The 26753-nt window shown below is 69.0% G+C and carries 27 protein-coding genes; 8 read left to right on the forward strand and 19 right to left on the reverse strand.

What is annotated here, in order from left to right; translation table 11 throughout:
• Positions 1-9: 9 nt before the first annotated feature.
• Complete coding sequence (locus AC5Y5O_RS01830) at positions 10-171, reverse strand: hypothetical protein (RefSeq protein WP_096284555.1); 162 nt, start codon at positions 169-171, stop codon at positions 10-12.
• Between the two features lie 46 nt (positions 172-217).
• Between AC5Y5O_RS01830 and AC5Y5O_RS01835 the strand changes: the two genes are divergently transcribed.
• Positions 218-586 (forward strand): DUF4229 domain-containing protein, encoded by a 369-nt coding sequence (locus AC5Y5O_RS01835; RefSeq protein ID WP_096284557.1) that lies wholly within the window; start codon positions 218-220, stop codon positions 584-586.
• A 2-nt stretch (positions 587-588) separates the two neighbouring features.
• On the opposite strand, the gene fabH is transcribed toward AC5Y5O_RS01835, so the two are convergent.
• Both fabH and AC5Y5O_RS01845 read right to left on the reverse strand, forming a co-directional pair.
• A complete protein-coding gene (gene fabH / locus AC5Y5O_RS01840) occupies positions 589-1596 on the reverse strand; it encodes a beta-ketoacyl-ACP synthase III (RefSeq protein WP_500023458.1) in 1008 nt (335 codons plus the stop codon).
• 158 nt (positions 1597-1754) lie between these two features.
• Positions 1755-2633 carry a 1,4-dihydroxy-2-naphthoate polyprenyltransferase gene (locus tag AC5Y5O_RS01845; RefSeq protein WP_500023460.1) on the reverse strand — a complete coding sequence of 293 codons (879 nt, stop codon included), beginning with the start codon at positions 2631-2633 and terminating at the stop codon, positions 1755-1757.
• A gap of 109 nt (positions 2634-2742) precedes the next feature.
• Here AC5Y5O_RS01845 and AC5Y5O_RS01850 point away from each other — a divergent pair, with 109 nt between their 5' ends.
• Both AC5Y5O_RS01850 and AC5Y5O_RS01855 read left to right on the forward strand, forming a co-directional pair.
• Positions 2743-3519 carry an S-methyl-5'-thioadenosine phosphorylase gene (locus AC5Y5O_RS01850; protein WP_500023462.1) on the forward strand — a complete coding sequence of 259 codons (777 nt, stop codon included), beginning with the start codon at positions 2743-2745 and terminating at the stop codon, positions 3517-3519.
• The gene (locus AC5Y5O_RS01855) at positions 3516-4544 is read left to right on the forward strand and encodes an NAD-dependent epimerase/dehydratase family protein (RefSeq protein WP_500023464.1); all 1029 of its coding nucleotides are present in this window, start codon (positions 3516-3518) and stop codon (positions 4542-4544) included. Before AC5Y5O_RS01850 ends, AC5Y5O_RS01855 begins: the two co-directional genes overlap by 4 nt.
• 6 nt (positions 4545-4550) lie before the next feature.
• On the opposite strand, the gene AC5Y5O_RS01860 is transcribed toward AC5Y5O_RS01855, so the two are convergent.
• Positions 4551-6206, reverse strand: a complete 1656-nt coding sequence (locus tag AC5Y5O_RS01860) for a DUF7937 domain-containing protein (RefSeq protein WP_500023466.1) — start codon at positions 6204-6206, stop codon at positions 4551-4553.
• Between the two features lie 227 nt (positions 6207-6433).
• Between AC5Y5O_RS01860 and AC5Y5O_RS01865 the strand changes: the two genes are divergently transcribed.
• From AC5Y5O_RS01865 to AC5Y5O_RS01875, 3 genes are read left to right on the forward strand one after another with little or no spacing between them, the layout of a single operon-like run.
• Positions 6434-8206, forward strand: a complete 1773-nt coding sequence (locus AC5Y5O_RS01865; protein WP_500023467.1) for a DUF7159 family protein — start codon at positions 6434-6436, stop codon at positions 8204-8206.
• A 9-nt stretch (positions 8207-8215) separates the two neighbouring features.
• Positions 8216-8872 carry a glycosyltransferase family 2 protein gene (locus tag AC5Y5O_RS01870; RefSeq protein WP_500023468.1) on the forward strand — a complete coding sequence of 219 codons (657 nt, stop codon included), beginning with the start codon at positions 8216-8218 and terminating at the stop codon, positions 8870-8872.
• Positions 8869-9525 (forward strand): TIGR04282 family arsenosugar biosynthesis glycosyltransferase, encoded by a 657-nt coding sequence (locus tag AC5Y5O_RS01875; protein WP_500023469.1) that lies wholly within the window; start codon positions 8869-8871, stop codon positions 9523-9525. Before AC5Y5O_RS01870 ends, AC5Y5O_RS01875 begins: the two co-directional genes overlap by 4 nt.
• Positions 9526-9667: 142 nt before the next feature.
• Here AC5Y5O_RS01875 and AC5Y5O_RS01880 read toward each other — a convergent pair whose 3' ends face one another.
• The 14 genes from AC5Y5O_RS01880 to AC5Y5O_RS01945 all read right to left on the reverse strand — a co-directional run bounded on the left by AC5Y5O_RS01880 (position 9668) and on the right by AC5Y5O_RS01945 (position 22744).
• Positions 9668-10018 carry a DUF732 domain-containing protein gene (locus AC5Y5O_RS01880; protein ID WP_096284573.1) on the reverse strand — a complete coding sequence of 117 codons (351 nt, stop codon included), beginning with the start codon at positions 10016-10018 and terminating at the stop codon, positions 9668-9670.
• A 52-nt stretch (positions 10019-10070) separates the two neighbouring features.
• A complete protein-coding gene (locus tag AC5Y5O_RS01885; protein WP_500023470.1) occupies positions 10071-11432 on the reverse strand; it encodes a PPE family protein in 1362 nt (453 codons plus the stop codon).
• Positions 11433-11446: 14 nt separating this feature from the next.
• Positions 11447-12703, reverse strand: a complete 1257-nt coding sequence (locus AC5Y5O_RS01890; RefSeq protein WP_500023471.1) for a PPE family protein — start codon at positions 12701-12703, stop codon at positions 11447-11449.
• A gap of 555 nt (positions 12704-13258) precedes the next feature.
• Positions 13259-14500: an APC family permease gene (locus AC5Y5O_RS01895; protein WP_500023472.1), complete on the reverse strand. Its 1242-nt coding sequence runs from the start codon at positions 14498-14500 to the stop codon at positions 13259-13261.
• Positions 14501-14506: 6 nt separating this feature from the next.
• Positions 14507-15859, reverse strand: a complete 1353-nt coding sequence (locus AC5Y5O_RS01900) for a hypothetical protein (protein ID WP_500023473.1) — start codon at positions 15857-15859, stop codon at positions 14507-14509.
• Positions 15856-16935: an o-succinylbenzoate--CoA ligase gene (menE, locus tag AC5Y5O_RS01905; protein WP_500023742.1), complete on the reverse strand. Its 1080-nt coding sequence runs from the start codon at positions 16933-16935 to the stop codon at positions 15856-15858. The genes AC5Y5O_RS01900 and menE overlap by 4 nt, the downstream gene beginning before the upstream one ends.
• A 68-nt stretch (positions 16936-17003) precedes the next feature.
• Complete coding sequence (locus AC5Y5O_RS01910) at positions 17004-17327, reverse strand: DUF3349 domain-containing protein (RefSeq protein WP_096284583.1); 324 nt, start codon at positions 17325-17327, stop codon at positions 17004-17006.
• Between the two features lie 51 nt (positions 17328-17378).
• Complete coding sequence (locus AC5Y5O_RS01915) at positions 17379-17678, reverse strand: hypothetical protein (RefSeq protein ID WP_165796297.1); 300 nt, start codon at positions 17676-17678, stop codon at positions 17379-17381.
• Positions 17679-17684: 6 nt separating this feature from the next.
• On the reverse strand, positions 17685-18890 hold the full coding sequence (locus AC5Y5O_RS01920; RefSeq protein WP_096284585.1) for an inorganic phosphate transporter: 1206 nt from the start codon (positions 18888-18890) through the stop codon (positions 17685-17687).
• Positions 18891-18987: 97 nt separating this feature from the next.
• Positions 18988-19395: a VOC family protein gene (locus tag AC5Y5O_RS01925; RefSeq protein ID WP_096284587.1), complete on the reverse strand. Its 408-nt coding sequence runs from the start codon at positions 19393-19395 to the stop codon at positions 18988-18990.
• A 73-nt stretch (positions 19396-19468) separates the two neighbouring features.
• The gene (locus tag AC5Y5O_RS01930; RefSeq protein ID WP_500023475.1) at positions 19469-20365 is read right to left on the reverse strand and encodes an SDR family oxidoreductase; all 897 of its coding nucleotides are present in this window, start codon (positions 20363-20365) and stop codon (positions 19469-19471) included.
• A gap of 49 nt (positions 20366-20414) precedes the next feature.
• Positions 20415-21317, reverse strand: coding sequence for a 1,4-dihydroxy-2-naphthoyl-CoA synthase (locus AC5Y5O_RS01935; RefSeq protein ID WP_500023476.1), 903 nt, complete (start codon positions 21315-21317; stop codon positions 20415-20417).
• A gap of 13 nt (positions 21318-21330) precedes the next feature.
• Positions 21331-21780: a nitroreductase family deazaflavin-dependent oxidoreductase gene (locus AC5Y5O_RS01940; protein WP_096284593.1), complete on the reverse strand. Its 450-nt coding sequence runs from the start codon at positions 21778-21780 to the stop codon at positions 21331-21333.
• Positions 21781-21793: 13 nt separating this feature from the next.
• Entirely contained in the window at positions 21794-22744 is a 951-nt protein-coding gene (locus AC5Y5O_RS01945) for an aldo/keto reductase (protein ID WP_500023478.1), read from the reverse strand.
• Between the two features lie 83 nt (positions 22745-22827).
• Here AC5Y5O_RS01945 and AC5Y5O_RS01950 point away from each other — a divergent pair, with 83 nt between their 5' ends.
• Positions 22828-23376: a TetR/AcrR family transcriptional regulator gene (locus AC5Y5O_RS01950; protein ID WP_500023480.1), complete on the forward strand. Its 549-nt coding sequence runs from the start codon at positions 22828-22830 to the stop codon at positions 23374-23376.
• Positions 23377-23458: 82 nt separating this feature from the next.
• On the opposite strand, the gene fadD8 is transcribed toward AC5Y5O_RS01950, so the two are convergent.
• The gene (gene fadD8 / locus AC5Y5O_RS01955; protein WP_096284598.1) at positions 23459-25060 is read right to left on the reverse strand and encodes a fatty-acid--CoA ligase FadD8; all 1602 of its coding nucleotides are present in this window, start codon (positions 25058-25060) and stop codon (positions 23459-23461) included.
• 77 nt (positions 25061-25137) lie between these two features.
• Between fadD8 and AC5Y5O_RS01960 the strand changes: the two genes are divergently transcribed.
• Entirely contained in the window at positions 25138-26742 is a 1605-nt protein-coding gene (locus AC5Y5O_RS01960) for an amidohydrolase (RefSeq protein ID WP_500023482.1), read from the forward strand.
• Positions 26743-26753 lie beyond the last annotated feature (11 nt).

Below are 26753 nucleotides of genomic sequence, written 5' to 3' on the forward strand. Positions count from 1 at the left end.
ACGGAGGGGTCAGCGGGGGCTATCGTCCCCGCTTCCCAACCGCCGCATGAAGTCTGGATCGTCGTCGGGCCCGATGACGCGCGTCTTCGGCCGGTGCGCCTGCGATCGCGCCGCGCGCCAGCCAACGTAGATCAGCGTCCCCAAGACCAGGACGACCACCAGGTAGAGCACTGCACACCTCCTGTGAGCGAATATACTCGCGCCGTAGGCTCGAGCTGTGTCAGAAAGGCCGAGCGACAACAGCACTGGGAACCATCCGCCGGACGGTGCGCAGCAGCGCACTCGAGACCGCGTGGTGGTCGACGTTTTGCTCTACGCGGCGGCACGACTGCTGCTCGCGGTGGTGCTCACCGCGGTGATCTATCTCGTCGCGCGGCTGCTCGGCGTCACCCAGATCCCGATCGTCGTCGCGGCGCTGTTCGCGTTGATCATCGCGATGCCGTTGGGCATCTGGGTGTTCGGCTCGCTGCGCCGGCGTGCCACGGCCTCGCTCGCGGTTTCCGGCGAACGCCGCCGCGCCGAACGCGAACACCTGCAAGCCCGGCTGCGCGGTGAGGCCGTCGACGACGAGCCTTCCGAGACCTGAGCTCAGTAGTTGGGCATCCGCACGACCTGCGCGGCGTAACTCAGGCCGGCGCCGTAACCGATCAGCAGGGCCAGATCGCCGGGCTGGGACGCCCCGGTCGCGAGCAGCTCGGCCATCGCCAGCGGAATGGACGCCGCGGACGTGTTCCCGGTGTGCTCAATGTCATTGGCGACGATCGCGTCCGAGCGAAGGTCCAGATTCTTGGCCAGCACCTCGTTGATCCGGGCGTTGGCCTGATGCGGGATGAACACGTCGATCTGGTCGGATCGCACGCCCGCGGCGTCCATCGCCTGCCGCCCGACCTTGCCCATTTCGAATGCGGCCCAACGGAATACAGCGCTGCCTTCCAGCCGGAGAAACGGGCGCGGGCCAGTCGGGTTCTCGGTGTAGGCGATCCAGTCGATGTCCTGACGGATGGCCATGGCCTGTTCGCCGTCGCTGCCCCACACGGTCGGCCCGATACCTTGCTCGGGCGTCTCGCCCACCACGACCGCGGCGGCGCCGTCGGCGAAGATGAAGCAGTTGCTGCGGTCGAGCATGTCCACGGTGGGGGACAGTTTCTCCGAACCGATGACCAGCATCTTGGCCACGCTGCCGCCGCGGATCATGTCGGCCGCGACGCCGACCGCGTAGCCGAAGCCGGCGCATCCGGCCGAGACGTCGAATGCGGGCACACCGGTTGCGCCCAACGCCGAAGCGACCGCCGGTGCGCTGGCCGGGGTCTGCAAGAACTGCGTGCTGGTGGCGACGATGACGCCGTCGATGTCGGTCGCTTCCAGCGAGGCCCTGGCGATCGCTTCCCGGCTGGCCTCGATCGACATGGACGCGACGGATTCGTCGGCGGCGGCGAAGCGGCGGGTCTTGATGCCGGTGCGCGAGTAGATCCACTCATCGGACGAGTCGATGTTGCGACACAGCTCCTCGTTCGTGACCACGCGTTCGGGGCGGTACGCGCCGACGCTGAGCAGTCCGATGTTCCTGGGCCCACTGGTCGCGGCGATCTGCTGCATTGCGCTCCTCGCTCGGTCTAGCGGTGTAAGGGCTGTCACACCGACGCTAACGTGTGTTGCCGGAATCCGACGACGTCTTCGTAAGGAATCCCGTTATCGGGTGTGTAATGACGGCGCCGTCACCGCACACTCGAAGCCCTCAGCGCACACTCAACGCATCAATAACGGGGGGCCAGCGCCAGGGCCGCGGCCACCGCGACCGCCCAGACCAGCATCGTCAGCCCGGTGTCCCGCAGCACCGGGATCAGCTCGGGGCCGCCGCGCCCGGATCGCACCGGCGCGGCAGCGCGCAGCGCCAACGGCGTGGCGATCAGGCCCGCCGCGCACCATGGCGTCGCCCACATCAACGCCAGGGTCAGCACCCCGGCGGTCGCCAGCAGCCCCTGGTAGAACACCCGGGTGTAGGTGTCGCCGAGGCGCACCGCGAGGGTGATCTTGTTGGCCTGCGCGTCGGTCGGGATGTCCCGCAGATTGTTGGCCACCAGCACCGACGACGACAGCGCGCCGGTGGCCACCGCCAGCTCCAGGCCTACCCAGTCCACCTGCAGTGCCTGGGTGTACTGCGTGCCCAGCACCGCGACCAGCCCGAAGAACACGAACACGGCGACCTCGCCGAAACCCGCGTACCCGTAGGGCCGCGAGCCGCCGGTGTAGAGCCAGGCGCCCGCGATGCACACGACACCGACCGCGATCAGCCACGGCGCGGACAGCAGGGCCAGCGCCAGACCGGCCGCCGCGCCCACCGCGAGCGAGGCCACCGCGGCGGTCAGCACCGCCCGCGGCGTCGCCAGTTTCGAGCCCACCAGCCGTGCCGGGCCGGTCCGGACGTCGTCGGTGCCCCGGATGCCGTCGGAGTAGTCGTTGGCGTAGTTGACGCCGACCGTCAGCGCCACGGCGACTGCCAGCGCCAGCAGCGCTTTCCACCACACGGCGCTGTGCAGCCATGCCGCCGCACCGGTGCCCGCGACGACCGGTGCGATCGCGTTGGGCAGCGTCCGCGGCCGAGCCCCCGAAATCCACTGCGCAAAAGTGGCCACCAGGGCATCCTGCCCTATGCGCCAGAATGGGCGAATGCCCGCCGGTGACGATGCAGAGCGGAGCGATATGGGGGCACCACCCGCTTGCGGGGGAGAGGAAGCGGCGTCAATGCTCGGGGTGATCGGCGGCAGCGGTTTCTATACGTTCTTCGGCTCCGACGTTCACCACGTCACCCCCCAGACCCCATACGGCCCGCCCAGTGCCCCGCTGACGGTGGGCACCGTCGGCGAGCACGAGGTCGTTTTCCTGCCCCGGCACGGCGCCCGGCACGAGTACTCGGCGCACACCGTGCCGTACCGTGCCAACATGTGGGCGCTGCGCTCGCTGGGGGTGCGGCGGGTGCTCGCGCCGTGCGCGGTGGGCAGTCTGAACCCCGCCTATGGGCCGGGCTCCATCGTGGTGCCCGATCAGCTGGTGGACCGCACCAACAGCCGCGCTGACACCTACTTCGACTCCGGCGCGATTCACGTCGACTTCGCCGACCCGTATTGCCCGGTTTTGCGCGAGGCGGCCACCGGCCTGCCCGGCGTGGTCGACGGCGGCACCATGGTAGTGATCCAGGGCCCGCGTTTTTCCACCCGCGCCGAGAGCCAGTGGTTCGCCTCGGCGGGTTTCACGCTGGTCAACATGACCGGATATCCGGAGGCGGTGCTGGCTCGTGAGCTTGAAATATGTTATGCGGCAATCGCTTTGGTGACCGATCTGGACGCCGGTGTCAGCCATGGTGAGGGGGTGAAGACGGTCGACGTGATGGTGGAGTTCGAGAAGAACATCGAGCCGTTCAAGACGCTGGTGCGCGCGGCCATCGGCCGGGTGGCCGTCGAGCGCGACTGCACACACTGCCTGTCGCACACCGGTGTCACGCTGCCCTTCGAGCTGCCGTGAGGGTGCTGCTGACCGGTGCGGCCGGTTTCATCGGGTCGCGGGTGGACGCGGCGCTGCGCGCGGCGGGTCACGAGGTGATCGGTGTCGACCTGCTGTTGCCCGCCGCCCATGGTCCAAAAGCATTGCTGCCCAACGGGTGTCACCGGGTTGACATCCGGGACGCCGAGGCGCTGGCCCCGCTGCTCGACGGGGTGGATCTGGTGTGTCACCAGGCCGCGATGGTGGGCGCCGGCGTCGACGCGGCCGACGCGCCCGCCTACGGCGGTCACAACGACTACGGCACCACGGTGCTGCTGGCGCAGATGTTCGCCGCCGGGGTTTCTCGCCTGGTGCTGGCGTCGTCGATGGTGGTGTACGGGCAGGGCCGCTATGACTGTCCGCAACACGGGGAGGTTGACCCGTTGCCGCGACGGCGGGCCGATCTGGATGCCGGAGCCTTCGAGCACCGTTGTCCGCTCGGTGGCGAGGAGCTGGCCTGGCGGCTGGTCGACGAGGATGCCGCCCTGCGCCCGCGCAGCCTGTACGCCGCCAGCAAGACGGCCCAGGAGCATTACGCGCTGGCGTGGTCGGAGGCGACGGGCGGCTCGGTGGTGGCGTTGCGCTACCACAACGTCTACGGCCCGGGCATGCCGCGCGACACCCCGTACTCCGGAGTGGCGGCGATCTTCCGCTCGGCGCTGGAAAAGGGTGAGCCGCCAAGGGTTTTCGAAGACGGCGGCCAGATGCGTGACTTCGTCCACGTCGACGACGTGGCGGCCGCCAACCTGGCTGCCACCGCTGACCGCGACGGCTTCACCGCGGTCAATGTCTGCTCGGGACGGCCGATCTCGATTCTGGAGGTGGCCACCGCGATCTGCCAGGCGCGCGACGAGGCGGTGTCCCCGGTGATCACCGGGCAGTACCGCAGCGGCGACGTGCGCCACATTGTCGCCGACCCCGCGCGCGCCGCCGAGGTGTTGGGCTTCCGCGCGGCGATCGATCCGCGTGAAGGCCTGCGCGAGTTCGCATTCGCGCCGCTGCGGTAATCCTCGCTACGAGGGGTCGTGCGGCGGCCGGTAGATCTGCGGCTTGGCGACCGGGATCTGGCTGGTGGCCGAATCGTCACCGCGGAAGATCCGCGGCGAGCCGGCCAGTTGCGGTATCGCGGTGGTCGGTGATTCGCCGGTGTGGATCCGGGTCGTCACATCGGCCGGCGCAGCGCCGGTCGGGATATGGGTCGTCGGCGCCTCGGCGTTCTGCGCGACGGCACGCCGGCGCGCGGCGCGGCGACGCCGCCGCAGCCGGCTCAGGTGTCCGGTGATGATCGCCGCCACCAGGATGCACACCGCCAGCGCGGACAGCGCCACGTCGAAGGTGCTGGTGATCTGCTGGGCGAGATCGTTTCCGTAGACCGGGTTTTGCACCGCATTGGGCGCTTCCTGGAACCGCGGCGCCAGCACGACGCCCACGATGACCCGCGAAATGCTCAGTGTGGCAACAAGTCCGCACAGCGTCGTGATCAGCCGGGCGGAGGCCGACGCCTGACCCAGGCTGCTCCGCAACCAGATGGCCAGCGCAGCGGTGGCCACGTCGAACGCGGCCAGCACCACACTGTCGTAACGCGAGTACGGGTAGTTCAGGCTCACCGCGACGGCCAGGTCGGTGATCCGCATCACCACCGACCCCAGGCTCCACATGACGATGAGCGACAGGCCGGTTCGGGCCGCCGCCCGCCAGGCGCCCTCCTCGGACGACACGGTGCGGGCGCGCCCGAACAGCGTGCGCGACACGAAGATCGCCGCGACCGCGGCCCACGCCAAATAGCCCTCGAACCCGACGCCCGCCGTCGACGTGTTCTGCGCGATGCCGTGGAACGCGTCGATGTCACGGCCGACCGGGAGCAGCCAGACGATGATCCCGGCGACCAGCGTCGAGGCCCCCAGCGCGATCGTCGCCAGCCGGGCAGCCCTGGTGCCGCTGAGCAGCCACCGCGAGGCGACGAGCACCGCGATCAAGGCGACCAGGCCGTACACCGTCGCCGTCGCGATGACCGCGATGTTCTGCCTACCGAAGTCGCCGCCCGAGTCGCCCAGCGCGTACTTCACCCGCCAGTACAGCGTGAAGCCGAAGCTCAATGCCGCGGCCACCATCGAGACGTAGCCGATGATCTGGGCGGAGCGGTGCCGCCCGTCCGCGGTGTCGTCGTCCGGCGCGTCGACGTGGCCGCCGGCCTGCGTGCTCAGCACCGCGCCGGCCACGCCCAGCCAGGCGCCCGGCCCGACACCGCCCGGCACGGTCACGGTCCCGCCGAAGCGGACTGTCTCGAACGCGTCGAACCCGACGAAGGCGAGTACCAGCAGCAAATAGGGAACGTTGAGCGCCAGACGAAGCGTGCTGACCGTCCGCCCGGAACCGGGCAAAGCGATGGCGATCAGCGAAAGTAGGGTCACCCCGATCAGGGCCGCGAACACCGAGGTGTTGCTGTCGGCGATCGCGATGCCGAAATACAGGTTCCACGGCAACAGCGCCGCGGCGAGGAGCAAGACGGCGGCGCTCAGGTCGGCCACGACGTTGCGCCGCGGGGCCGGCGCCCCGGCAACCTGCGGGCCCGCGGCCGGCACACCTCTGATGGGGCCGGTAGGCGCCTCGTCGCTGCTCTGGCTCACGGTTCCCCCCGGGTATCGAGGACGGTTACGGACGGCGCACATTCGCTCAGGTGGCCAGGGAACCCCCTGCCGTGGCGACTTCGTTGCTTACTTGGAAACATAATCTCCGTTCGGACGACGCGGGAGTGACCGTCCGGTCTGGGAACGCGGTTACGCTGCGCCTGTAGGCGAACGGGGTCGCCCGAATGATTGTTACTGCCGACGGTACCGAAGTGTAATGATGCCGGGACAAGCTGGTTGCGGGGTCGGCCAGCCGAAGGAGAGCAGGTATGGACGTCGTTTTGGGGGTCGCTGTCACCGGCCCCGTCGCCCGCTTGGCGCTTGTCGGAGCGGGTGCCGGCGGTAGTGACGTGATCGACCAATCCGTCGTCGACCTGGCTAACAACCCCATCGAACAACTCACCGAAACCGTGGTCGGCACTAATCGGCTGCTGGCGAACGACAACCACCGGCTGGTCGGGACCCGGCTGTGCTGGACCGACCATCCCAGCGCCGACCAGCTGCGGCAGGCGCTGGAGGATTCCGGCGTTCACAACGTCGCCGTGCTGTCGCAGTCGCAGGCGGTGACGGCCCTGATGCGTGCGGCGGGCCGGTCCGGCGGCGCGCTGGTGGTGGACGACAACACCGCGACGCTGTCGGTGGTGGGCTCGGCCGACGGGGATCCGGACGCACCGCCGACCATGCTGGCCAGCGAGCTGCTGGGCGGCGACGCCACCGGCACGCTGGACACGATGATGGCCCGGCTGGGCGCGCACCCCGAGGCCACCAACGACGTGTTCCTGGTGGGCGCCTCGTCCGATCTATCCGGGGTCGCCGATCAGCTGCGCGACGCGACGGTGCGGGTGCAAATTCCCGAAGACCCGACTTTCGCGCTGGCCCGCGGCGCCGCGATCGCGGCCGCACCGCCGGCCGCGGACTCCACCGCGATGGCCCCTGCGGTCGGGCTGACCAGCGATGCGACGGCGATGGCGCCCGCGGCCGGGCTGACCGGCGACGCGACCGCGATGGCCCCGTCCGCCGGGTTGACCGATCCTGCCGCGGTCGACCAGCTGGCCTACTCGATGACCGACGATGACGACGATCTGTTCGAGGGCGAGGTCGACGATTTCGACGACTTCTACGAGGACGACCCCGACGCGGAGACCGGCCCGCTGAAACTGAGCCGCCGGTCGTTGCTGGTCGGCAATGCCGTGATCGCGTTCGCGGTCGTCGGGGTGGCCTCGCTGGCCGTCGCGGTGGTGGTTGCCGTGCGGCCGACCGCGGCCCAGGAGCCGGTGGTGGGTCACCAGAACGCCGCGCCGGGCAAGTTCATGCCGCTGTTGCCGACCCAGCAGCAGGCGCCGGTGCCCCCGCCGCCGCCGCAAGCGCCCAACGCGGGCTACCAGGGCGGCGTCATTCCGGCTGTGCCGCAGGCGCCGGTGGGTCCGGCACCGGTCGGTCCCGCTCCGGAAGCACCGGTCGCACCGGTTGTTCCGGGCCTGGTGCCCAACCCGGATGGGCCGATTCCGATACCGGTGCCGATCATCGTCCCGTACCCGGGCTGGCGGCCACATCCCTGGTATCCGCCGTACACGCCGCCGACGTACACGACACCGACCACGCCGACGACGCCGACCACACCGACCACGCCGACGACGACCCCGTACACGCCGCCGACGACGACGACGCCGACGACACCGACGCCGACGACACCGACGCCGACGACACCGACGCCGACGACCACGCCGTACACACCGACGACGACCGTCCCGCCGACGACGACGACGTACACGCCACTGACGCCGACGACGACCGTCGCGCCCACCACGGTCGCTCCCACGACGCAGGCGCCGACTCAGCAAACCCAGACGCCACAGACCCAGACGCAGCAGCCGACGGTCCAGCCGACGCAGCAGCCGACCGTCCAGCCGACGCAGCAGCAGACGGTCGCGCCCAAGCCGCCCACCCAGCAGCAGACCGCGGCGCCCAAGCCGCCGCCGCAGACCGTGGCCCCCAAGCCGCCATCCAGTGGCGGGGGCGGCCACTCGTCTTCCGGGTTCTGATCGCGGCTCATGCCCGGCGACCTGGTCACGGTGGTGCTGCCGTGTCTGAACGAGGAGGAGTCGTTGCCGGCGGTGCTGGCGGCCATCCCCGCCGGTTATCGGGCACTGGTCGTGGACAACAACAGCACCGATGACACCGCGGGCGTCGCCAAACGGCACGGCGCCGACGTCGTCGCCGAACCGCGGCCCGGATATGGCTCGGCGGTGCACGCCGGCGTGGTCGCCGCGACGACTCCGATCGTGGCGGTCATCGATGCCGACGGCTCGATGGATGCCGGCGACTTGCCGCGGCTGGTCGCGGCGCTCGAGCAGGGCGCGGACCTGGCGACTGGCCGGCGGCGGCCCGTTGCCGGGCTGCACTGGCCGTGGGTCGCGCGGGTGGGCACCGTGGTGATGAGCTGGCGGCTGCGCACCCGTCACGGCCTGCCGGTCCACGACATCGCGCCGATGCGGGTCGCCCGCCGGGATGCGCTGCTGGGTCTCGGGGTCGTCGATCGGCGCTCCGGGTATCCGCTGGAGTTGCTGGTGCGCGCCGCGGCGGCCGGCTGGCGTGTCGTCGAGCTCGACGTCAGCTACGGACCCCGCACCGGTGGCAAGTCGAAGGTCAGCGGATCACTGCGGGGCAGCATCATCGCGATCCTCGACTTCTGGAAAGTGATTTCATGATCCCGGTGACGCTGCTCGTCGTCGCCAAGGCGCCGGAGCCCGGCCTGGCCAAGACCCGGCTGGCCGCTTCGGTCGGCGATAGGGTCGCGGCGGAGATCGCCGCGGCGGCGTTGCTGGACACGCTCGACGCGGTGGCCGCCGCCGCGGTGAGCTCGCGGGTGGTCGCGCTGACCGGAGACCTGGATGCGGCCGCGTGCGCGGCGCAGATCCGGCAGCGGCTCGAGTCGTTCACGGTGATCGAGCAACGCGGTGACGACTTCGCCGACCGGCTGGCCAACGCCCACGCCGACGCGGCCAACGGCTGTCCGGTGTTGCAGATCGGCATGGACACCCCGCAGGTGACCGCCGAGCTGTTGACCGACTGCGCGCGCCGGTTGTTGAATGCGCCGGCTGTGCTCGGCCCGGCCGACGATGGTGGTTGGTGGCTGCTCGGTGTGCAGAACCCGGCGATGGCCGAATGTCTGCGTGTCGTGCCGATGTCTCAACCCGACACCGGCGAGCTCACGCGAAAAGCTCTGAAAGACAACGATATTGACGTGATTATGCTAAAGCAGCTGAGCGATTTCGACGTCGTTGTCGATGTCGCCGCGGTACGGGAGGCCTGCGGGCCGGCCAGTCGTTTCGCGCGCGCCACCCGCGCGGCGGGACTCTAGCGCGCTCCCGGCGTGCATCCTGGGCGGAAATTCGGCGGCACATTTCCCGCCGCCACCGCACACTCAAGATTATTGCCGCACAATCAACGTCGTTGCCGCACTGTCGACGGCGCGCCCGACCAGTTGTCTAGTGCTTGGCGGTCTAGCTCTTCCCGCCCTTGCCGGTTTCCTCGAGTTGTTTCGGGCAGTACGATTTCGCGGAAATCGTCGCGAACTGGGCGGCGCCGCTGGTGGTCAGCGCGGGGTTGTTTTCCTTGAGGTCGTTGAGCAGTTGCAGACCGGATACGCCACGAGAGATCAACCCGCACACCGATTTTCCGGCGGATATCGCTTGGCCCGGGTCCTGAAAGCTGATTCCCACCGCATGCAGGTCCGCCAGGAAGACTTCGTTGTTGTCATCGACGGCCGCCTCATCGACGCCGGTTTCGCCGTAGGCAGGCACCGCGACGACGAATCCCATCGAGATGCCGAGAACGGCGAGCAGCAGTTTCATAATTCCTCCATCTCCGTACTGATGTTCCTGCGCCGCAAAGGCTTTCCCGCGGTTATCCGAGCTTGGATTCGGTCGAAATGACCGGGGCCCGCGCGTCGTCGGTGACATGCACCGCGTGGACGCCGGGCGTGGTCGTCAATCTGGCAACCAAGTCGTCGAGCCCGGATTCGTCGACACTCCAGTGCTGCACCTGGTCGGGCTGTTCTTGCAGTTGCGCGATGACGCGGTCGAGTTTGACCGGACCTACGCGGCGCTCACCGGTGATCGTGCGGGCCTGGATGCCGGTTGAGCTGACGACGCGGGAAACCGGGCTGCCCAACGCACCACCGGACAGACTGCCCAGGGTCGCCTCGTTGATCAGGCCGGCATCCAGGCTCGCGGGAGCCGCTGCCACACTGGCAGGCAGTGCGGTCGAGGTCAGCCTGATCGCCGGGGTGGCGGTCGCCCAACTTGGCGGCACCGACATCGATCCCACCGTCGGCGCGCCGCCCAGCACCGCCGACACCGGCCGCACCGCGCCGACGGCGGCGAGATGTCCGGGCGACGCAAGACCGGCGCCCAGCGACGACTTGGCCATCGCGGCACTCCATGGCGCGTAGATGAAGAAGTTCTTCCACTGCGAAACACCAAGGCCGATACTGGCATTGACGACGTTGGTCCACGTGCCCTGACTGCCGATCGACGAAATGGTGGAGTACAGCGCTTCCCACATCGGTGCGACATCCGAGCTCCCCGTCACCCCGGTGATCAGTTGCTGCCAGAACGTCGCGTACTGACCCGTGAGCGAGTTGATGTAGTTCTCCAGCTCCGTCAGCCACGACGACAACGACTGCGGCGGTGCCGCGGCCGCCGCGGCGGCTTGAGTTGCCGGCGCGGTCTCTGAGGTGGTTTGCGGCGCCTCGCGGAACGCCGTCAGCTCACCGGCAGATTCCGAGGCGCTGGCGTAGCCGAACATCACCTCGACGTCCTGAGCCCACATCTCGCCGTATTCGGCTTGGTTGGCCGCGATTTCGCCGTTGTTCTGGCCGAGGATGTTGGTCGTTAACAGCTCTTCCAGCTCGAGACGGTTCTCGATGATCAGCGGAGGCGGAACGGCCGCCGCCAACGCGGCCTCGTAGGCGCGCGCCGCGGCCAGCGCCTGGGACGCGGCCTCCTCGGCCTGAGCCGCCGTCGTCGACGTCCACGTCACATACGGTGCCGCTGCCGCCGCCATGGCCTCGGACGACGGACCCGCCCACGACTCGCCGACCAGTTCTGAAATCACCGAACTGTACGAGGCTGCGGCGGAATGCAACTCGGCGGCCAGCGCCTCCCACGCCGCGGCGGCGGCCAAAAAGGATCCCGAACCCGGGCCCGAGTAGAGCAGACCGGAGATCAGCTCCGGTGGCTGCACTGCGAAATCCGCGAAAACCATTGCCGTGACTCTCCTTATTTCACGTTCGGCGGGATCACGATGACCGTCGAGGTCGTCGCGATGTCGTCGAGTGCCACCGCACCGGGAACCCGCACGGCGGGTGCAACGGCACGGGTGGCGGCCCCGCCGACAGCGCGGCCGGCCAGGCTCGACAACGCCGTCGGGGCGAACATGCCGTCGTTGGCGGCCACCGCGGGAGCCGCCTCGAGCATGGTCTCGGGCAACTCCGAGGCAACCGTTCTGATCGCCGGAACAGCCGACGCCCAATTCGCGGGCACCGACAGCGCGCCGACCGTGCCGGCACGACCCGCCGCAGCCGCCACCGCCCCCGCGGGGTGCAATGCACCGGCCCCGGTCAACAGGTCGCTGTGCAGCAACGGCGCCAAAACCCCGAGCAGTGGTTTGGGGTGCAGCAGCGGGCCGATGCCTTGGATGCCCGTGCCCACAGACGGGATGCTGATCGCGACCTGGTACCAGTTCCTGAACAGGCCCGCGATCCCGAGCGGGTTGTAGGGCCCGGCCACGAAGTTGGTCATGAAGCCGTTGAACGTCTTGAGAATCCCCGTGATGTCCTTGATGCCCAACGGGACCTCGGCCGCTGCCGCGTTCACGGTGGCGTTCGCGGCGAGGGCTTGCACCGCGGCCGGCGCCTGAACCGATGCTTGTGACAGCGCCGATTCCGCATCGGAGGCAGCCGACGACTCGGCCGCGGCGGCGACCACGGCCGACTGGTCGGCCGTCCCGCTCTCGGTCGTCGTCGTTGGGGGTGCGGTGAACGGAGTCAGCCGGGTCGCAACTTCGGAGGCCGCGGCGTAGCCGTACATCGCGCCGGCGTCTTGGGCCCACATCTCGGCGTACTGGGCCTCGGTGGTCGCGATTGCCGGCGTGTTCTGACCCAGGATGTTGGTCGCGGTCAGCGTCGCCAACAACGCCCGGTTGGCCGCGACCACCTGGGGCGCAACGGTCGCCGCGAAGACGGCCTCGAACGCGGCGGCCGCGGCCTTGGCTTGCAATGCCGTCTGCTCGGCTTGCGCGGCAGTGCTTTCCAGCCACGCGATGTACGGCGCCGCGGCAGCCAACATCGACGTCGCCGAGGGTCCAAGCCAACCGCTGAGCAGCTCGGCGATGATGGACCCGTAAGACGCTGCCGTTGAACGTAATTCGCTGGCCAACCCATCCCAGGCAGTTCCGGCGACCAACAGCGGCGCCGACCCCGGCCCAGAGTAGATCTTGCCGGAGTTGATCTCCGGAGGTAACGCTCCGAAATCCATTGCCTTCCCTCCGCCGGCCCCTTGATCGCTGACATCGTTGAACGTCAACAACATTGACCGACTTCGACCATCGCCGGTCGACGACCGTGATTGGTTGTCAGTCATTGAGCTGCTCTCGTGGCCAGTACGCTAGCCAGCCCCGGCGGAAAACTCGGTCGCCCACTTAGCCGTCGCGACGGTGCCCGGATCGGGGTTGAGATTCGGCGGCCGACCAGGCGAGGCGCCGATGAACCCGTCTACCTCGCGTTAACGCCGAAGCTCGGCAGGGTGAACACATATAAAACACACACTCGACGTATAGCGGCCGACGATGTCGTTAATTTAAATCTCCCCACCAATAATTCGGGTCCGCGCCAGCAAACGTGCCGAACGGTAAGTGCGCACCCCGCGCGCTGCCACCGTGGCCGCAGATCCGACACGTGCCGCGAGACGCTCCGCGCCGGCAAAGGCCAGTTGAACGGCTCGCTACGCGGACAACACCTGGCCAAAAATCGGCACCACATCGGCCGGTGCAGCCGGCTGACCGGCTCGGCACTGGTTAACTGCCGGAGAGCCTCAGTCGCGCCGGCTCAACACGGCCGCGCGTCCGGCGATCCCGACGGCGAAAACCGCCAGCCCCGCGGCCGCCGATTCCCACGGCAGGGTGGCGACCAGCAGCAGGCACCCGGCCAGTCCGACACCATTCACCAGCCGGCGACGGCGCAATGTATACGCGGCGGCGTTGGCGATCGCGTAGTAGATCAGCACCCCGAACGACGAAAAGCCGATGACTCCACGCAGATCCGCCGCACTCACCAGAACGCAGACCACCACGCCGATCGCGATCTCGGCGTGGTGTGGCACCCGGTGTTCCGAGTGCACCGCCGCCAGCCAGGCCGGCAGATCCCGGTGCCGGGCCATCGCCAGGGTGGTGCGCCCGAGTCCGGCGATCAGTGCCAGCAGCGCGCCTAGGCTGGCCAGCGCGGCCCCGATCGAGATCACCGGGACCAACTCCGGGGCGCCGGCCGCGCGCACGGCCTCGGCCAGTGGGGCAACGGCATTCGCGAGCCGGTCGGGTCCCGCGGCCAGTAGTGCGGCCACCCCGACAACCAGATAGATCACCACCGCGATCGCCAAGGCAATTGAAATCGCGCGGGGGATGGTGTGGGCCGGGTCGCGAACCTCCTCACCCATCGTCGCGATGCGGGCATACCCGGCGAACGCGAAGAACAACAGGCCCGCCGACTGCAGCACTCCGTAAATCGAGCCGGTGAACCACGAGCCGCTCAGGTGGGCGATATTCGGCTTGCTCATCGCGATACCGATGACCACGGCGGCCAGCGCAATCAGGGTGCATACCAACAGAATTCGGGCCAGCATCGCGGTCTTGGTGACGCCGCGGTAGTTCAGGGTGGTCAGCAGGACCACGGCGGCGATCCCGACGATTCGCTGCAACCACACCTGCGCCCCGGGAACCGCATAGGCGGCAACGGTGAGCGCCATCGCCGCGCACGACGCCGTCTTGCCGATCACGAATCCCCACCCAGCGATGAAGCCCCACCACGGGCCGAGGCGTTCCCGGCCGTAGATGTACGTCCCGCCCGACGTCGGATACTCCGCGGCCAGTTGCGCGGACGAGGTGGCGTTGCAGTAGGCGATCACCGCGGCCAGCGCCAGACCGATCAGCAGACCCGCGCCCGCGGCGCGCGCGGCCGGGCCGAACGCGGCGAACACCCCGGCCCCGATCATCGACCCCAATCCGATGACGACCGCGTCGGTCGTGTTGAGCCGGCGCGCCAGCTCGGGTTGATCTTCCATGTCCGCCTACCAGTGCGTGACCATGACGGTATTGACCAGGAGTGCACCGGCCGCGTTGATGGCCAGCCACATACGGTGCGACCGCACCGCCAGCAGCGCGGGCGCGGCGGTGAGCCAGATCGTGAACGGCAGCCAGATCCGTTCCACCTCGGCCTTACTCAGCATGCTCAGGTCGGCGCAGACGATCGCGGCCAGCATGGCCAGCAACAGCAGGTGAAAGCCGGATCGGCGGCGGATGGCGGCGCCGTCGAACACCCGGGTGATGCCCGCGACACCGCCGAGGCCGATCGCGCACACCACGCAGGCCAGATTAGCCCACCACCAATACTGGAACGGCCGGTCGTGGGCGATCCCCTGCCAATAGCGCTGCTGGACAAGGGTGTAGCCGTCGAACCAGTAGAACCCGGCGACGGCGAAGGTCACCGCGACCGCCAACGCGGTCACGGTGGCCGGGCCCAGTGCCCGCAGCGCCGGGCGAAAATCCTTGGCCGAGAAGAGCACGGCCGCGGCGGGAAGGCCCAGCAGCGCCAGGCCGTAACTGAGGAACACGCACCAGCCGAGTAGCAGCCCGGCGGCAGCGGCGATCAGCGCCGGGAAACGAACCTGTCGGTGTACGGCCACGGCCAAAAGCGCGATGCCCCACGCCGCGACGCCGGCGAAGTAGCCGTCGGCCGAGACCGCCACCCAGATCGCCGTCGGCGCTATCGCGACGAACGGGGCGGCCAGCCGCGCGGTCTGCTCGTCGGCCACAGCGCGGATGGCGATCAGCACGGCTGCCGCCGAGCTGGAGCCGACCAGCAGGCACCACAGGCCGGCCCACGCGCCGCCGTGCAGACCGAGGCGGTCCAGCCAGACGAACGACAGGAGCGCGCCCGGCGGGTGCCCGGACACGTGGGTGATCCAGGAGTTGGGCTGGTAGTCCAGAATCCGGGTGGTAAACGTGCGCACCGTCGCCGGAATGTCGCGGATGCCCGGCACCTGGGTCACATATTCGTCCCGGGTGGTCAGCCGACCCGCGAAGCCGCGCTGCCAGCCGTCGATCATGGCCAGCGCGAATGCCCACCCGCAGGCCAGTGCCCAGGTGCCCAGCGTCAGCGTCCGCCACGAAAGCCGTTGTGCGACAGAGGGTCCCCACACGACTGCGGCAACCGTGAGCAGTATCGCCGGGCCGGTTCCCCAACTGGCGTGCACCTCCCAGGCGCCGAACAACGGTGCTGACTCGGCGTTGGTGGCAAAGCGCTCCGGACCCAGGTCGAGGCGGGGCCGCACGCCCCAATCCAGCGACGGCAGCACCACCGCGGCGGCAACCAGGCCGGCACCGGCCGCGGCGGCCAGCATTTCCCGGCGAGCCACCCTCACGATCGGCCGGCCTCGTGATCGGCACCGAACCGGTGGACCAGCGCCGCCCGGTCTACTTTGCCGATACCGCGGCGGGGCAACGCGTCGACGATGTGCAACTCGCGCGGGGCGGCGGTGGTGTGCAGGATGCCGGCCACATGTGTGCGCAGCGCGTCCAGCGTCGGCGGTCCGGAGCCGTCACGCACCACGATCGCCGCGACCACCCGCTGCCCCAACCGGTCGTCGGCCAGTCCGAACACCGCGCAGTCGCCGACCGCGGGGTGGGTGCACAGCGCGGCCTCGACCGGCTGGGGCAGGACCGTCAGCCCGCCGGTGCTGATCGCGTCGTCGGCGCGGCCCAGCACGGTCAGCACACCGGAGTCGATTGCACCCAGGTCGTCGGTGCGGAACCAGCCGGGCTCGGCGAACGGGTCCGGATCAACCGGGTTGCGATAGCCCTTAGCCACTGTGGCGCCGCCGATCACGATGCGCCCGTCGTCCACCCGCAGCCGTACGCCGTCCAGTGCGACGCCGTCGTATACGCAGCCGCCCGCCGTCTCGCTCATCCCGTAGGTGCGCACCACCGTGATTCCCGCGGCCGCCGCGGCGTCGAGCACCGGTCGGGGAGCGGGTCCGCCGCCCAGCAGTACGGCGTCCAATTCGGCGAGCGCGGCGGCAGCCGCGGGATCGGCCAATGCCTTGGCCAGTTGGGCGGCGACCAGCGACGTGTATCGCCGGCCGGCGCTCAATGTGCTTACCGCACGCGGCAATTCGGCGGCGTCGAACCCGTGGGAGACATCCAGCTCGACGGGCGCCGAACCGGCCAGCAGACTGCGCACCAGCACCTGGATGCCGGCGATGTGATACGGCGGCAGAGCCAGCAGCCAGCTGCCCGGCCCGCCGAGACGGTCATGGGTGGCGGCTGCGCTGGCGGCCAGGGCCGCGGCAGTCAGCAAGGCGCCCTTGGGTTTACCGGTGGTTCCCGACGTCGTCACAACCAAAGCGACGTCGTCGTCGATGGCCTCGCCCACCCGCAGCCCGCGCAGGTCGTTATCCTGTTGCGCCGCAACGAACGCCGAGTCACGCCCGGCCAGCACCCGCTCCAGCGCGGGCAGCAACACTGCGGTGGCGGAGCCGGGCGAGACAAACAGCGCACGCAGAACAGCTATGCGTGCGCTCCGCCATCGAGGTCGTCGACTTCGTCGTCATGCGGGTCGTCCAACGGCCAGCCCTGGGCGGCCAGCCGCGCCCGCACCCGCTCGATGTCCTCGGGCGACGGCAGCTCATCGGTGAGTTTGCTGATCATCACGCCGATGTCGATATTGTCGAAATCGCCGCGTTCCATCAGCGCGTTGGCCACGAGTCGGACCTCGTCGTTGGACAGTCGGTTGGCCAACAGCGCCAGCAGGGCGAAGGTATCCGTCGGGGGAATGCCCTCCGGATAACCAGCGCGCAACCACGAGACGACGGAGGTTAGGAATCGGTTCATTCGATCAACTCCGCCCGGGGGCTCGGTAGTTCGGTGGACGACGATTCGATGTTACTTAAGCTTGGCCCCTAGGAAGGGGTACCCGGTGTGGTGCGCAATGAAATCGCGCGCGATGAACAACACACCGACGATGATCACGGTCACCACCAGTGCGTAGATCAACCAGGCCAGAGCCGACAGCATCGGGTTCGGTTGCGACGTGGAGCCGTCGGCGCCGGCGTGACCGGAGCCGAGCGCTTGCAGCCGGATCCCGACGGCGAACAGCCCGGGCAGGAAGGCGCCGGCCAGCATGCTGAAGAGCAGGATCTTCAGGGTTGCTTCGTAGTTGAACCACTCGCTCAGTTGACTCATCGGACGCTACCCCACACTCACGTCGTCGGAACCGGCCGCAGCGCCTACCTTGGCGCCACTGGACGGCTTGGCCTCGTCGAGCCCGGCGGTCAGGTCGCCCTTCCAGTCGTCGTTGACGTTGTGCTGGTCGACCTTGTTCTTGCGAGACCGGATGTAGATGGCCGCCGAGGTGGCGACCAGAAGCCCGAAGCCGACGACGGCGCCGGGGTATCCGCCGATGTAGTGGACGATCCAGTAGGTGACGGCACCGACCAGGCCGGCCAGCGGAAGCGTCACCACCCAGGCAACGGCCATCCGGCCGGCGACACCCCAGCGGACCTCACCGCCGGGCTTGCCCAGCCCGCTGCCCATCACCGAGCCGGTGCAGACCTGGGTGGTCGACAGCGCGTAGCCGAAGTGGGCGGACAGCAGAATCACTGCGGCAGAGGACGATTCGGCGGCCATCCCCTGCGGCGACGTGATCTCGACGAGTCCCTTGCCCAGCGTGCGGATGATCCGCCAGCCGCCCAGGTAGGTGCCCGTGGCCATCGCGATGGCGCAGCAGACGATGACCCACATCGGCGGGACCGCGGCGCTCTTGCTGACCGAGCCGTAGGACATCAGGGCCAGGAAGATGATGCCCATCGTCTTCTGCGCGTCGTTGGTGCCGTGCGCCAGCGAGACCAGCGACGCCGAGCCGATCTGGCCGCGCCGGAACCCGGCTTCGGTGCGCTCCTTCCCCAGGCCCCGGGTGATCCGGAAGACCGCCCAGGTCGCGCAGGCGCCGACCAACAGGGCCACGAACACCGACACGACGGCCGGGATGATCGCCTTGGACATCACGCCCGACCAGATCACGCCGTGCGCGCCGACGGCCGCGATCGTGGCACCGATGATGCCTCCGATCAGCGCGTGCGACGAGCTCGAGGGGATACCGAGAAGCCAGGTCAGCAGGTTCCAGACAACGCCGCCGACCAGGCCGGCGAACACCAGTTCCAGCGAGACGATGCTGGAATCGATGAGGCCCTTGGCGATGGTGGCCGCAACGGTGGTCGACAGGAACGCGCCCACCAGGTTGAGCACCGCGGAGAGCGCGACGGCTGTTTTGGGCTTCAGCGCGCCACTGGCGATCGAGGTCGCCATGGCGTTCGCGGTGTCATGGAAGCCGTTGGTGAAATCGAATGCCAATGCCGTGACTACGACAATGATTAGGAGGAACAGTTGTATGTCCACAGCGCCTGATTCTGGTGGTAGGGGGATTAAATTGTCGAATGCTGGCATGGGTGAAACTCAGGTAATTTATGAACCGTCGCCAGATGTTACCTGTCAGTTAACCGGTCGTTCCCTGCTGTTCACCTCGGGTGTCGCGGCGTAACGGGTGGTCGCCCGGGACCTCGACGAAGATGAGCGTAACGCCATCCGGATCGGTCACATGCATCTCTTTGAGACCCCACGGTTCGGTACGGGCCTCGCGGGCAATCGGCACCCCGCGGCCGACCAGCTCGGCCTGGGTTGCCTCGATGTCGCGCACCTGCAGCCACAACGCGCCGGGGAAGGGTCCGCGGGACCCGTGGGTATCGCTCCAGCCGGCCAGCTCCAGCAAAGACTGACCCGCGAAAAACACTGTGCCAGCGCCATAGTCGCGATAGATGGCGAGGCCGATTTCGTCGCGGTAGAACGTCAACGACCGCTGATAATCAGCCGGCCGAAGCAGCATTCGGCTGAACAGGATCTCCATAGCTCGTGTCTATCACGTCGCCGTCGCGCGCCGGCTTGGCGGCGCGGCCCCACAACCCTGCGAAGACCGGCGGTCAGCTCCCGTTTTCGCGATTGGGCTGAAGGTTCTGGCGCTGCATCAGGGTGTTCACCCAGCGGGGTCCGATGGTGTCGAGTGCCCGCGCCGCGATCGCCATCCGCGGGGCGATCCGCACCGGCCGGGTTCGGGCCGCGGTGATCATCCACTCGGCGGCTTCTTCTGACGTCAGCGCGGGCAATCCGTCATAGGCCTTCGTCGGCTCGATCATCGGCGTGGCCACCAATGGGTAGTACAGCGTCGTCGAGTGCACACCGCGCCGGCCCCACTCGGTTTCGGCGACCCGGCTCACCGCGGACAGCGCCGCCTTGGACGCGTTGTACGGAGCGAACAACGGCGACGCCTCGGACAGCACTCCCCAGGTCGAGACGTTGATGATGTGGCCGTCGCCGCGCTGCAGCATTCCCGGCGCGAAACCGCGGATGAGCCGCAGCGGCGCGTAGTAGTTGAGCACCATGGTCCGCTCGACGTCGTGCCAGCGCTCCAGCGAGTCGGCCAGCGGCCGGCGGATGGATCGGCCGGCGTTGTTGATCAAGATGTCGATCCCGCCGAGACGTTTGTCGACGTCGGCGACCAAGGCGTCCACGGCATCCATGTCCGAGACGTCGCACGGGACGGCGACGGCGTCGCCGCCCGCGACGGTGATGCGCTCGGCCAGCGCGTCCAGTAGTTCCTGGCGCCGGGCGACGACGACCACGGTGGCGCCGTGCTCGGCCAACCGTTCGGCGCCGGCTTCGCCGATGCCCGACGACGCCCCGGTCACCAGGATGCGCTTGCCGGCGAGCTCGACCGGCTTGATCGGTGGGCGGTTGACCAGAATCTGCGGCGATATCGGGGGCCGCATGGTGGCCAGGACCAGCTGGTCGGTGATTCGGCGAAGCGGACTCTTACCCACGGGACGCGAGTCTAGGTGGGGGCGCCGAGCGTCACGCCAGCGTGACCCGCTAGAAGTAGCGGGGGAAGGGGCTCCAGTCCGGATCGCGCTTCTGCAGGAACGCGTCACGGCCTTCGACCGCCTCGTCGGTCATGTACGCCAGCCGGGTGGCCTCGCCCGCGAACAGCTGCTGGCCGACCAGGCCGTCGTCGAGCAGGTTGAACGCGAACTTGAGCATCCGTTGCGCCTGAGGCGATTTGGCGTTGATCTCGCGCGCCCACTGGATGGCATCGGATTCCAGGTCGGCATGGTCGACGACGGCGTTGACCGCGCCCATGTGATGCATCTGTTCGGCGGTGTACGGGCGGCCCAGGAAGAAGATCTCCCGGGCGAACTTCTGTCCGACCTGACGGGCCAGATACGCGCTGCCGTAGCCGCCGTCGAAGCTGCCGACGTCGGCGTCGGTCTGCTTGAAGCGGGCGTGCTCGCGGCTGGCCAGCGTGAGGTCGCAGACCACGTGCAGGCTGTGCCCGCCGCCGGCGGCCCAGCCGTTGACCAGACAGATGACCACCTTGGGCATGAACCGGATCAGCCGCTGCACCTCGAGGATGTGCAGCCGGCCGGCGCGGGCGGCGTCGACGGTATCGGCGGTCTCGCCGGAGGCGTATTGGTAGCCCGAGCGCCCGCGGATGCGCTGATCGCCGCCGGAGCAAAACGCCCAGCCGCCGTCCTTCGGAGACGGGCCGTTGCCGGTCAGCAGCACCACGCCGACGTCGGGGGACATTCGGGCGTGGTCGAGCACCCGGTACAGCTCGTCGACGGTGTGCGGCCGAAACGCGTTGCGCACCTCGGGGCGGTCGAAGGCCACGCGGACCGTGGCGTCGTCGACGTGGCGGTGGTAGGTGATGTCGGTCAGATCGCCGAAGCCGTCGACTTCTCGCCAGACCTGCGCATCAAATGGGTTGTCACTCAAGGCTGTTCAACTCCTATACGGGGTCCAGGCGGAACACCGCGCAGCGGCCCGCCAGACGCTCGAACTCGTCGGGACTGCCCTCGGTGACGAGTCCGGCCCGCTTCATGAATCCCACACCCGTGGGCACCTCTTGAGGGAACACCCGCAGAATCGACCGGGCGTCGGCCGCGGACAACTCCACCATCCGCACCCGCTCGGTCCGGCGGCCGCGGGCCACGGTCGCCTGTTCGGCGGCCCGCACGTTGGCCACCCAGTCGGCGCCGGGGAATCCGGCGACGACGTACTGTTTGCCGTCGACGGTCATCGGTGTCACCGGCGTCGCGCGCTCGCGTCCCGATCTGCGTCCCCGCACCGTCAGCACGACAGGGCTTTCGCCGCCGAAACTCATTCCCAGCCGCGACATCTGGATGAAGAGTTTGTTCGCCGGCTTCAGCCACCACGGGGGCCTGATCGGTTTGCCCATGCGACCACAGTAGTCAGGTTTGCGGCGCCTCCGAGAAGCGTTGGACTCCGTGCGCCCACGGGTCGGCGCCGGGGGTGGCGACGGCGTCCAGCCTTTTCAGGGCGTCCGCATCCAGCGTGACGTCCGCCGCGCCGATGTTCTCCTCGAGGTGCGCGATCGACTTCGTGCCCGGGATCAGCAAGCTGTTCGGCGCGTGCGCCAGGATCCAGGCCAGCCCGATCTGCGACGGCGTGGCGCCGATCTCGCCGGCGATGTCGACGACGACGGGGTTGTCGGTGGCCTTAGGGAAGCCCGGGAACGCCGAGCCCAGCGGGAAATACGGCACCCAGGCGATGCCCTCGGCCACGCAGACGTCGACCATCTCCTCCTGGGAGCGGTCCAGCAGGCTGTAGGCGTTCTGCACGCACACGATGCCGGCGGGCAGGGCGCGCCGCAGCACGTCGAGCGGCACGCTGCTGATCCCGATCGCGCCGATCTTGCCCTCGTCGCGCAGCGCGATCATCTCGGCCAGCTGGTCGTCGAGGTCGACGATCTGATCGCCCTCGGCGGCCACCCCGGGGCCAAGGTCCATGCGCCGCAGGTTGACCACCGGCACACGGTCCAGGCCGAGCTGGCTCAGGTCGTCCTCGACGGCGGCCCGCAGCTCGGCGGGCCGCTGCGCGGCGGCCAGCGGAATCGGTTCGTCGCCGGTGTAGCGCGCGCCGACCTTACTGACGATGACGAGGTCTTCCCCATACAGCGAGCGGTAGGGGGCCAGCGCCGCGCGGATGCGGCGATTGACCTCGCCGGGGCCGTAAAACGAGGCCGTGTCGATGTGGTTGACGCCGAGTTCGACGGCGCGGCGTAGTACCGCGGCGGCGTCGTCGGGCGAGGTCTCGAACAGCTGCATGGCGCCGTAGCCGACGCGGGCGACCGCCGCCGTGCCGATGCTGCCCAGGCCGCCGGGCTGTGGTTTGTCCGTCATGGTGCTCCTTATCCCGTGCGACACTGGGGAATGCGGAGGCTCCTCCGCTTGGCCGAGAGTAGCAGAAACGGAGGGCCCTCCGCTTGGCTGACAGCTCCCGGTCCGACGCGCGCCGGAATCGCGAAAAGCTCCTCGAGGTGGCGACCGCGGCGTTCGCCACCGCCGACGGGCGCGCGGTGTCCCTGGAGTCGATCGCGCGCGCCGCCGGCGTCGGCATCGGCACGCTGTACCGCCATTTCCCCAGCCGGGAGGCGCTGGTCGAGGCGATTTTCCGCACCGAGCTCGCCGAGGTGGCCGCGGCCGCCGGGCAGCTGCTGGACCGGCACCCGCCCCGAGTCGCCCTGCGGCGCTGGATGGACCGCTACGCCGGCTTCGTGGCCGCCAAGCGCGGTATGGCCGAGACGCTGCATGCGATCTTCGACTCCGGCGCCATGGAACCCGGCCACACCCGCGACAGCATCACCGGCGCCGTCGACCTGCTGCTGCGGGCGGGCGCCGGCGACGGCAGCCTGCGCGACGACGTGCGCGCCGACGACGTGGTGTCAAGCCTGATCGGCATTTTTCTGGCCAGCGGCTCGCCGGAGCAGACCGGCCGCATGCTCGACCTGCTGGTCGCCGGCATAGCCACGTAGGCCGTTCCATCGAACGCCAGCGTCACGCCAGAGTGACCGCCGACCGCGAGCGCCACGCTGGCGTGACGCTCGGTGCGGAAACTCAGCCCACCGAGCGCCCGGCGCCCTCCCAGAACCGCGCGCGGACGGCCTTCTTATCGGGCTTGCCCAGCGCGGTCACCGGCACCGACTCGACGACGATCACCTGCTTGGGCGACTGCACCGAACCCTTGCGCTCCTTGACCGCGGACTGGATCTCGACGGTCACCTTCGCCACCGACTCCTCGTCGGACGGGTGGTCGGGCCGGAGCACTATCACCGCGGTGACGGCCTCGCCCCACTTCTCGTCGGGCGTGCCGATCACGCAGACCTGCGCGACGGCCGGATGCTCGGCGACGACGTCCTCGACCTCGCGCGGGAACACGTTGAACCCGCCGGTGACGATCATGTCCTTGACCCGGTCGACGATGAACCAGAAGCCGTCCTCGTCCTCGCGGGCCATGTCGCCGGTGTGCAGCCAACCGTCTTTGAACGTCTTGGCCGTCTCCTCGGGCAGGTTCCAGTACCCGCCGCTCAGCAGCGGCCCGGACACGCAGATCTCGCCGACGTCGCCTTGCGGCACGGGGTTGCCGTCGGCGTCCAGCAGTGCGGTGCGCGCGAACAGCGTGGGCCGTCCGCAGGAGGTCAGCCGCTTCTCGTCGTGGTCCTTCTTGGCCAGATACGAGATCACCATCGGGGCTTCGGACTGCCCGTAGTACTGGGCGAAGATCGGCCCGAAGCGGCGGATGGCCTCGGCCAGCCGCACCGGGTTCATCGCCGAGGCGCCGTAGTAGACGGTCTCCAGCGACGACAGGTCGCGGGTGTGCGAATCCGGGTGGTCCATCAGGGCGTAGATCATCGACGGCACCAACATGGTCGCGGTGATCTTCTGCTCCTCGATCACCCGCAGCACCTCGGCCGGATCGAACTTGGTCAGCACCACCAGCTCGCCACCCTTGATGATGGTCGGCACGAAGAACGCCGCCCCGGCGTGCGACAGCGGGGTGCACATCAAAAAGCGCGGGTTTTCGGGCCACTCCCACTCGGCGAGCTGGATCGTGGTCATCGTGGTGATTGACTGCGCGGTGCCCAGCACGCCCTTGGGCTTGCCGGTGGTGCCGCCGGTGTAGGCCATCCCGCCGATGTGGTCGGGCGGAAGGTCGGCAGCTACCAACGGCTTCGGGGAATACTTCGCGGCTTCGGCCACCAGGTCCACCGCGGAATCGCCCAACGCCTCGGGGACCGGGCCGATGGTCAGGACCTGCTTGAGACCGGGCACCTTGTCCAGCAGGCCCAGCGCGCGCTCGACGAACATCGGGTTGGGGTCGATGATCAGCGACGTCACGCCGGCGTCGCCCAGCACGTAGGCGTGGTCGTCCAGCGAGCCCAGCGGGTGCAGCGCCACGCGCCGATAGCCTTGGGTCTGCCCGGCGCCGATGATCATCAGCACCTCGGGCCGATTCAGCGACAGCAGCCCGACGGTCGCGCCGGTGCCCGCACCGAGCGCCTCGAACGCCTGGATGTATTGGCTGATGCGCTCGGCGAGCTGTCCACCGGTCAGCGTGGTGTCGCCGAGATGCAGCACCGGCTTGTCCTTATTGCGCTTGAGCGCACCGACTGTCAGGTGTCCGGAATGAATGGGATGGCGCAACAGATCGTCACTCATGGGGCAAGACTAGAACGTGTTGCAATTCTTGTCTGCCACCCCCTCGGCAGGCGGCGGCAGCACTAGGCTTTCTGCCCATGGCGCAGGCAGATCTCGTCGTTACCGGAACCATCCTCACCGTCGATGACGCGAAGCCCACCGCGGCGGCGCTCGCCATCGCCGATGGCCGCATCGTCGCCGTGGGCGACCGGTCCGAGGTCGAGACGCTCATCGGCCCGGCCACCGAGACGATCGATATCGGCGACGGCTGCGCGATGCCGGGATTCGTTGAGGCACACGGACATCCGCTGATGGAGGCCGTCGCGCTGTCGGACCGGATCGTCGACATCCGGCCGGTCACCATCCCCGGCCCCGACGACGTCGTCGCCGCGATCCGTCGCGAGGTCGCCCGGCGCGGATCGACGGGCGCCTACCTGAACGGCTGGGACGCGCTGCTGCAGTCCGGCCTGCCCACCCCGACGCTGGCGTGGCTGGACGACATCGCCCCGGACGGACCGCTGGTGATCATCCACAACTCCGGGCACAAGGCCTACTTCAACTCGCACGCTGCGCGTCTCAACGGGTTGACCCGCGACACCCCAGACCCCAAGGGCGCCAAGTACGGCCGTGACGCCAGCGGTGACTTGGACGGCAGCGCCGAGGAGATCGGCGCGGTGTTCCCGTTGCTCGGTGGCGCCATCTCGGCCGACAGCTACCCGGCGATGTTGCTGGCCGAGTGCGCCCGGCTCAATCGGGCCGGGCTGACCACCTGCTCGGAGATGGCATTCGACCCGAACTTCGGACCGATGGTGGCGCAGTTGCACGACCGGCTGACGGTCCGGCTGCGCACCTACGAGGTCTCCAACCCGAAGATGGCCACCGCCGCCACGCCCGGCCAGGGTGACGACATCGTCCGTCAGGTCGGCATCAAGATCTGGGTGGACGGCTCGCCCTGGATCGGCAATATCGCGCTGTCCTTTCCCTACCTGGACACCGAGGCCACCCGCGCCATCGGCATCCCGCCGGGTTCGTGCGGCTGCGCCAACTACACCCCCGAGCAACTGCGCGAGATCGTCGGTGCCTACTACCCGCTGGGCTGGCAGATGGCCTGCCATGTGCAGGGCGACGCCGGCGTGGACACCATCCTCGACGTCTACGAGGAGGCCCTCAAGCGCCACCCCCGCGACGACCACCGGCTGCGCCTCGAGCACGTCGGGGCCATCCGGCCCGAACAGTTGCAACGCGCCCACGACCTCGGCGTGACCTGCAGCATCTTCGTCGACCAGATCCACTACTGGGGTGACGTCATCGTCGACGGGTTGTTCGGCGAGGAGCGCGGATCCCGTTGGATGCCGGCCGGATCGGCGGTGGCCACCGGGATGCGCATCTCGTTGCACAACGACCCGCCCGTCACGCCCGAGGAGCCGCTGCGCAACATCAGCGTGGCCGTCACCCGCACCGCGCCCAGCGGCCGGGTGCTGGCCCCCGAAGAGCGGCTGACGGTCGAGCAGGCGATCCGCGCGCAGACCATCGACGCGGCCTGGCAGCTGTTCGCCGACGACGTCGTCGGCTCGCTGGAGGTCGGCAAGTACGCGGACCTGGTGGTGCTGTCGGCCGATCCGCGCACGGTGCCGCCCGAGCAAATCGCCGATCTCGAGGTGCGGGCGACCTATCTGGCGGGCCGCCAGGTCTACAGCCAGTGAGGCCCGCTTTA

The sequence above is a fragment of the Mycobacterium sp. NGS40 genome, assembly GCF_059812735.1.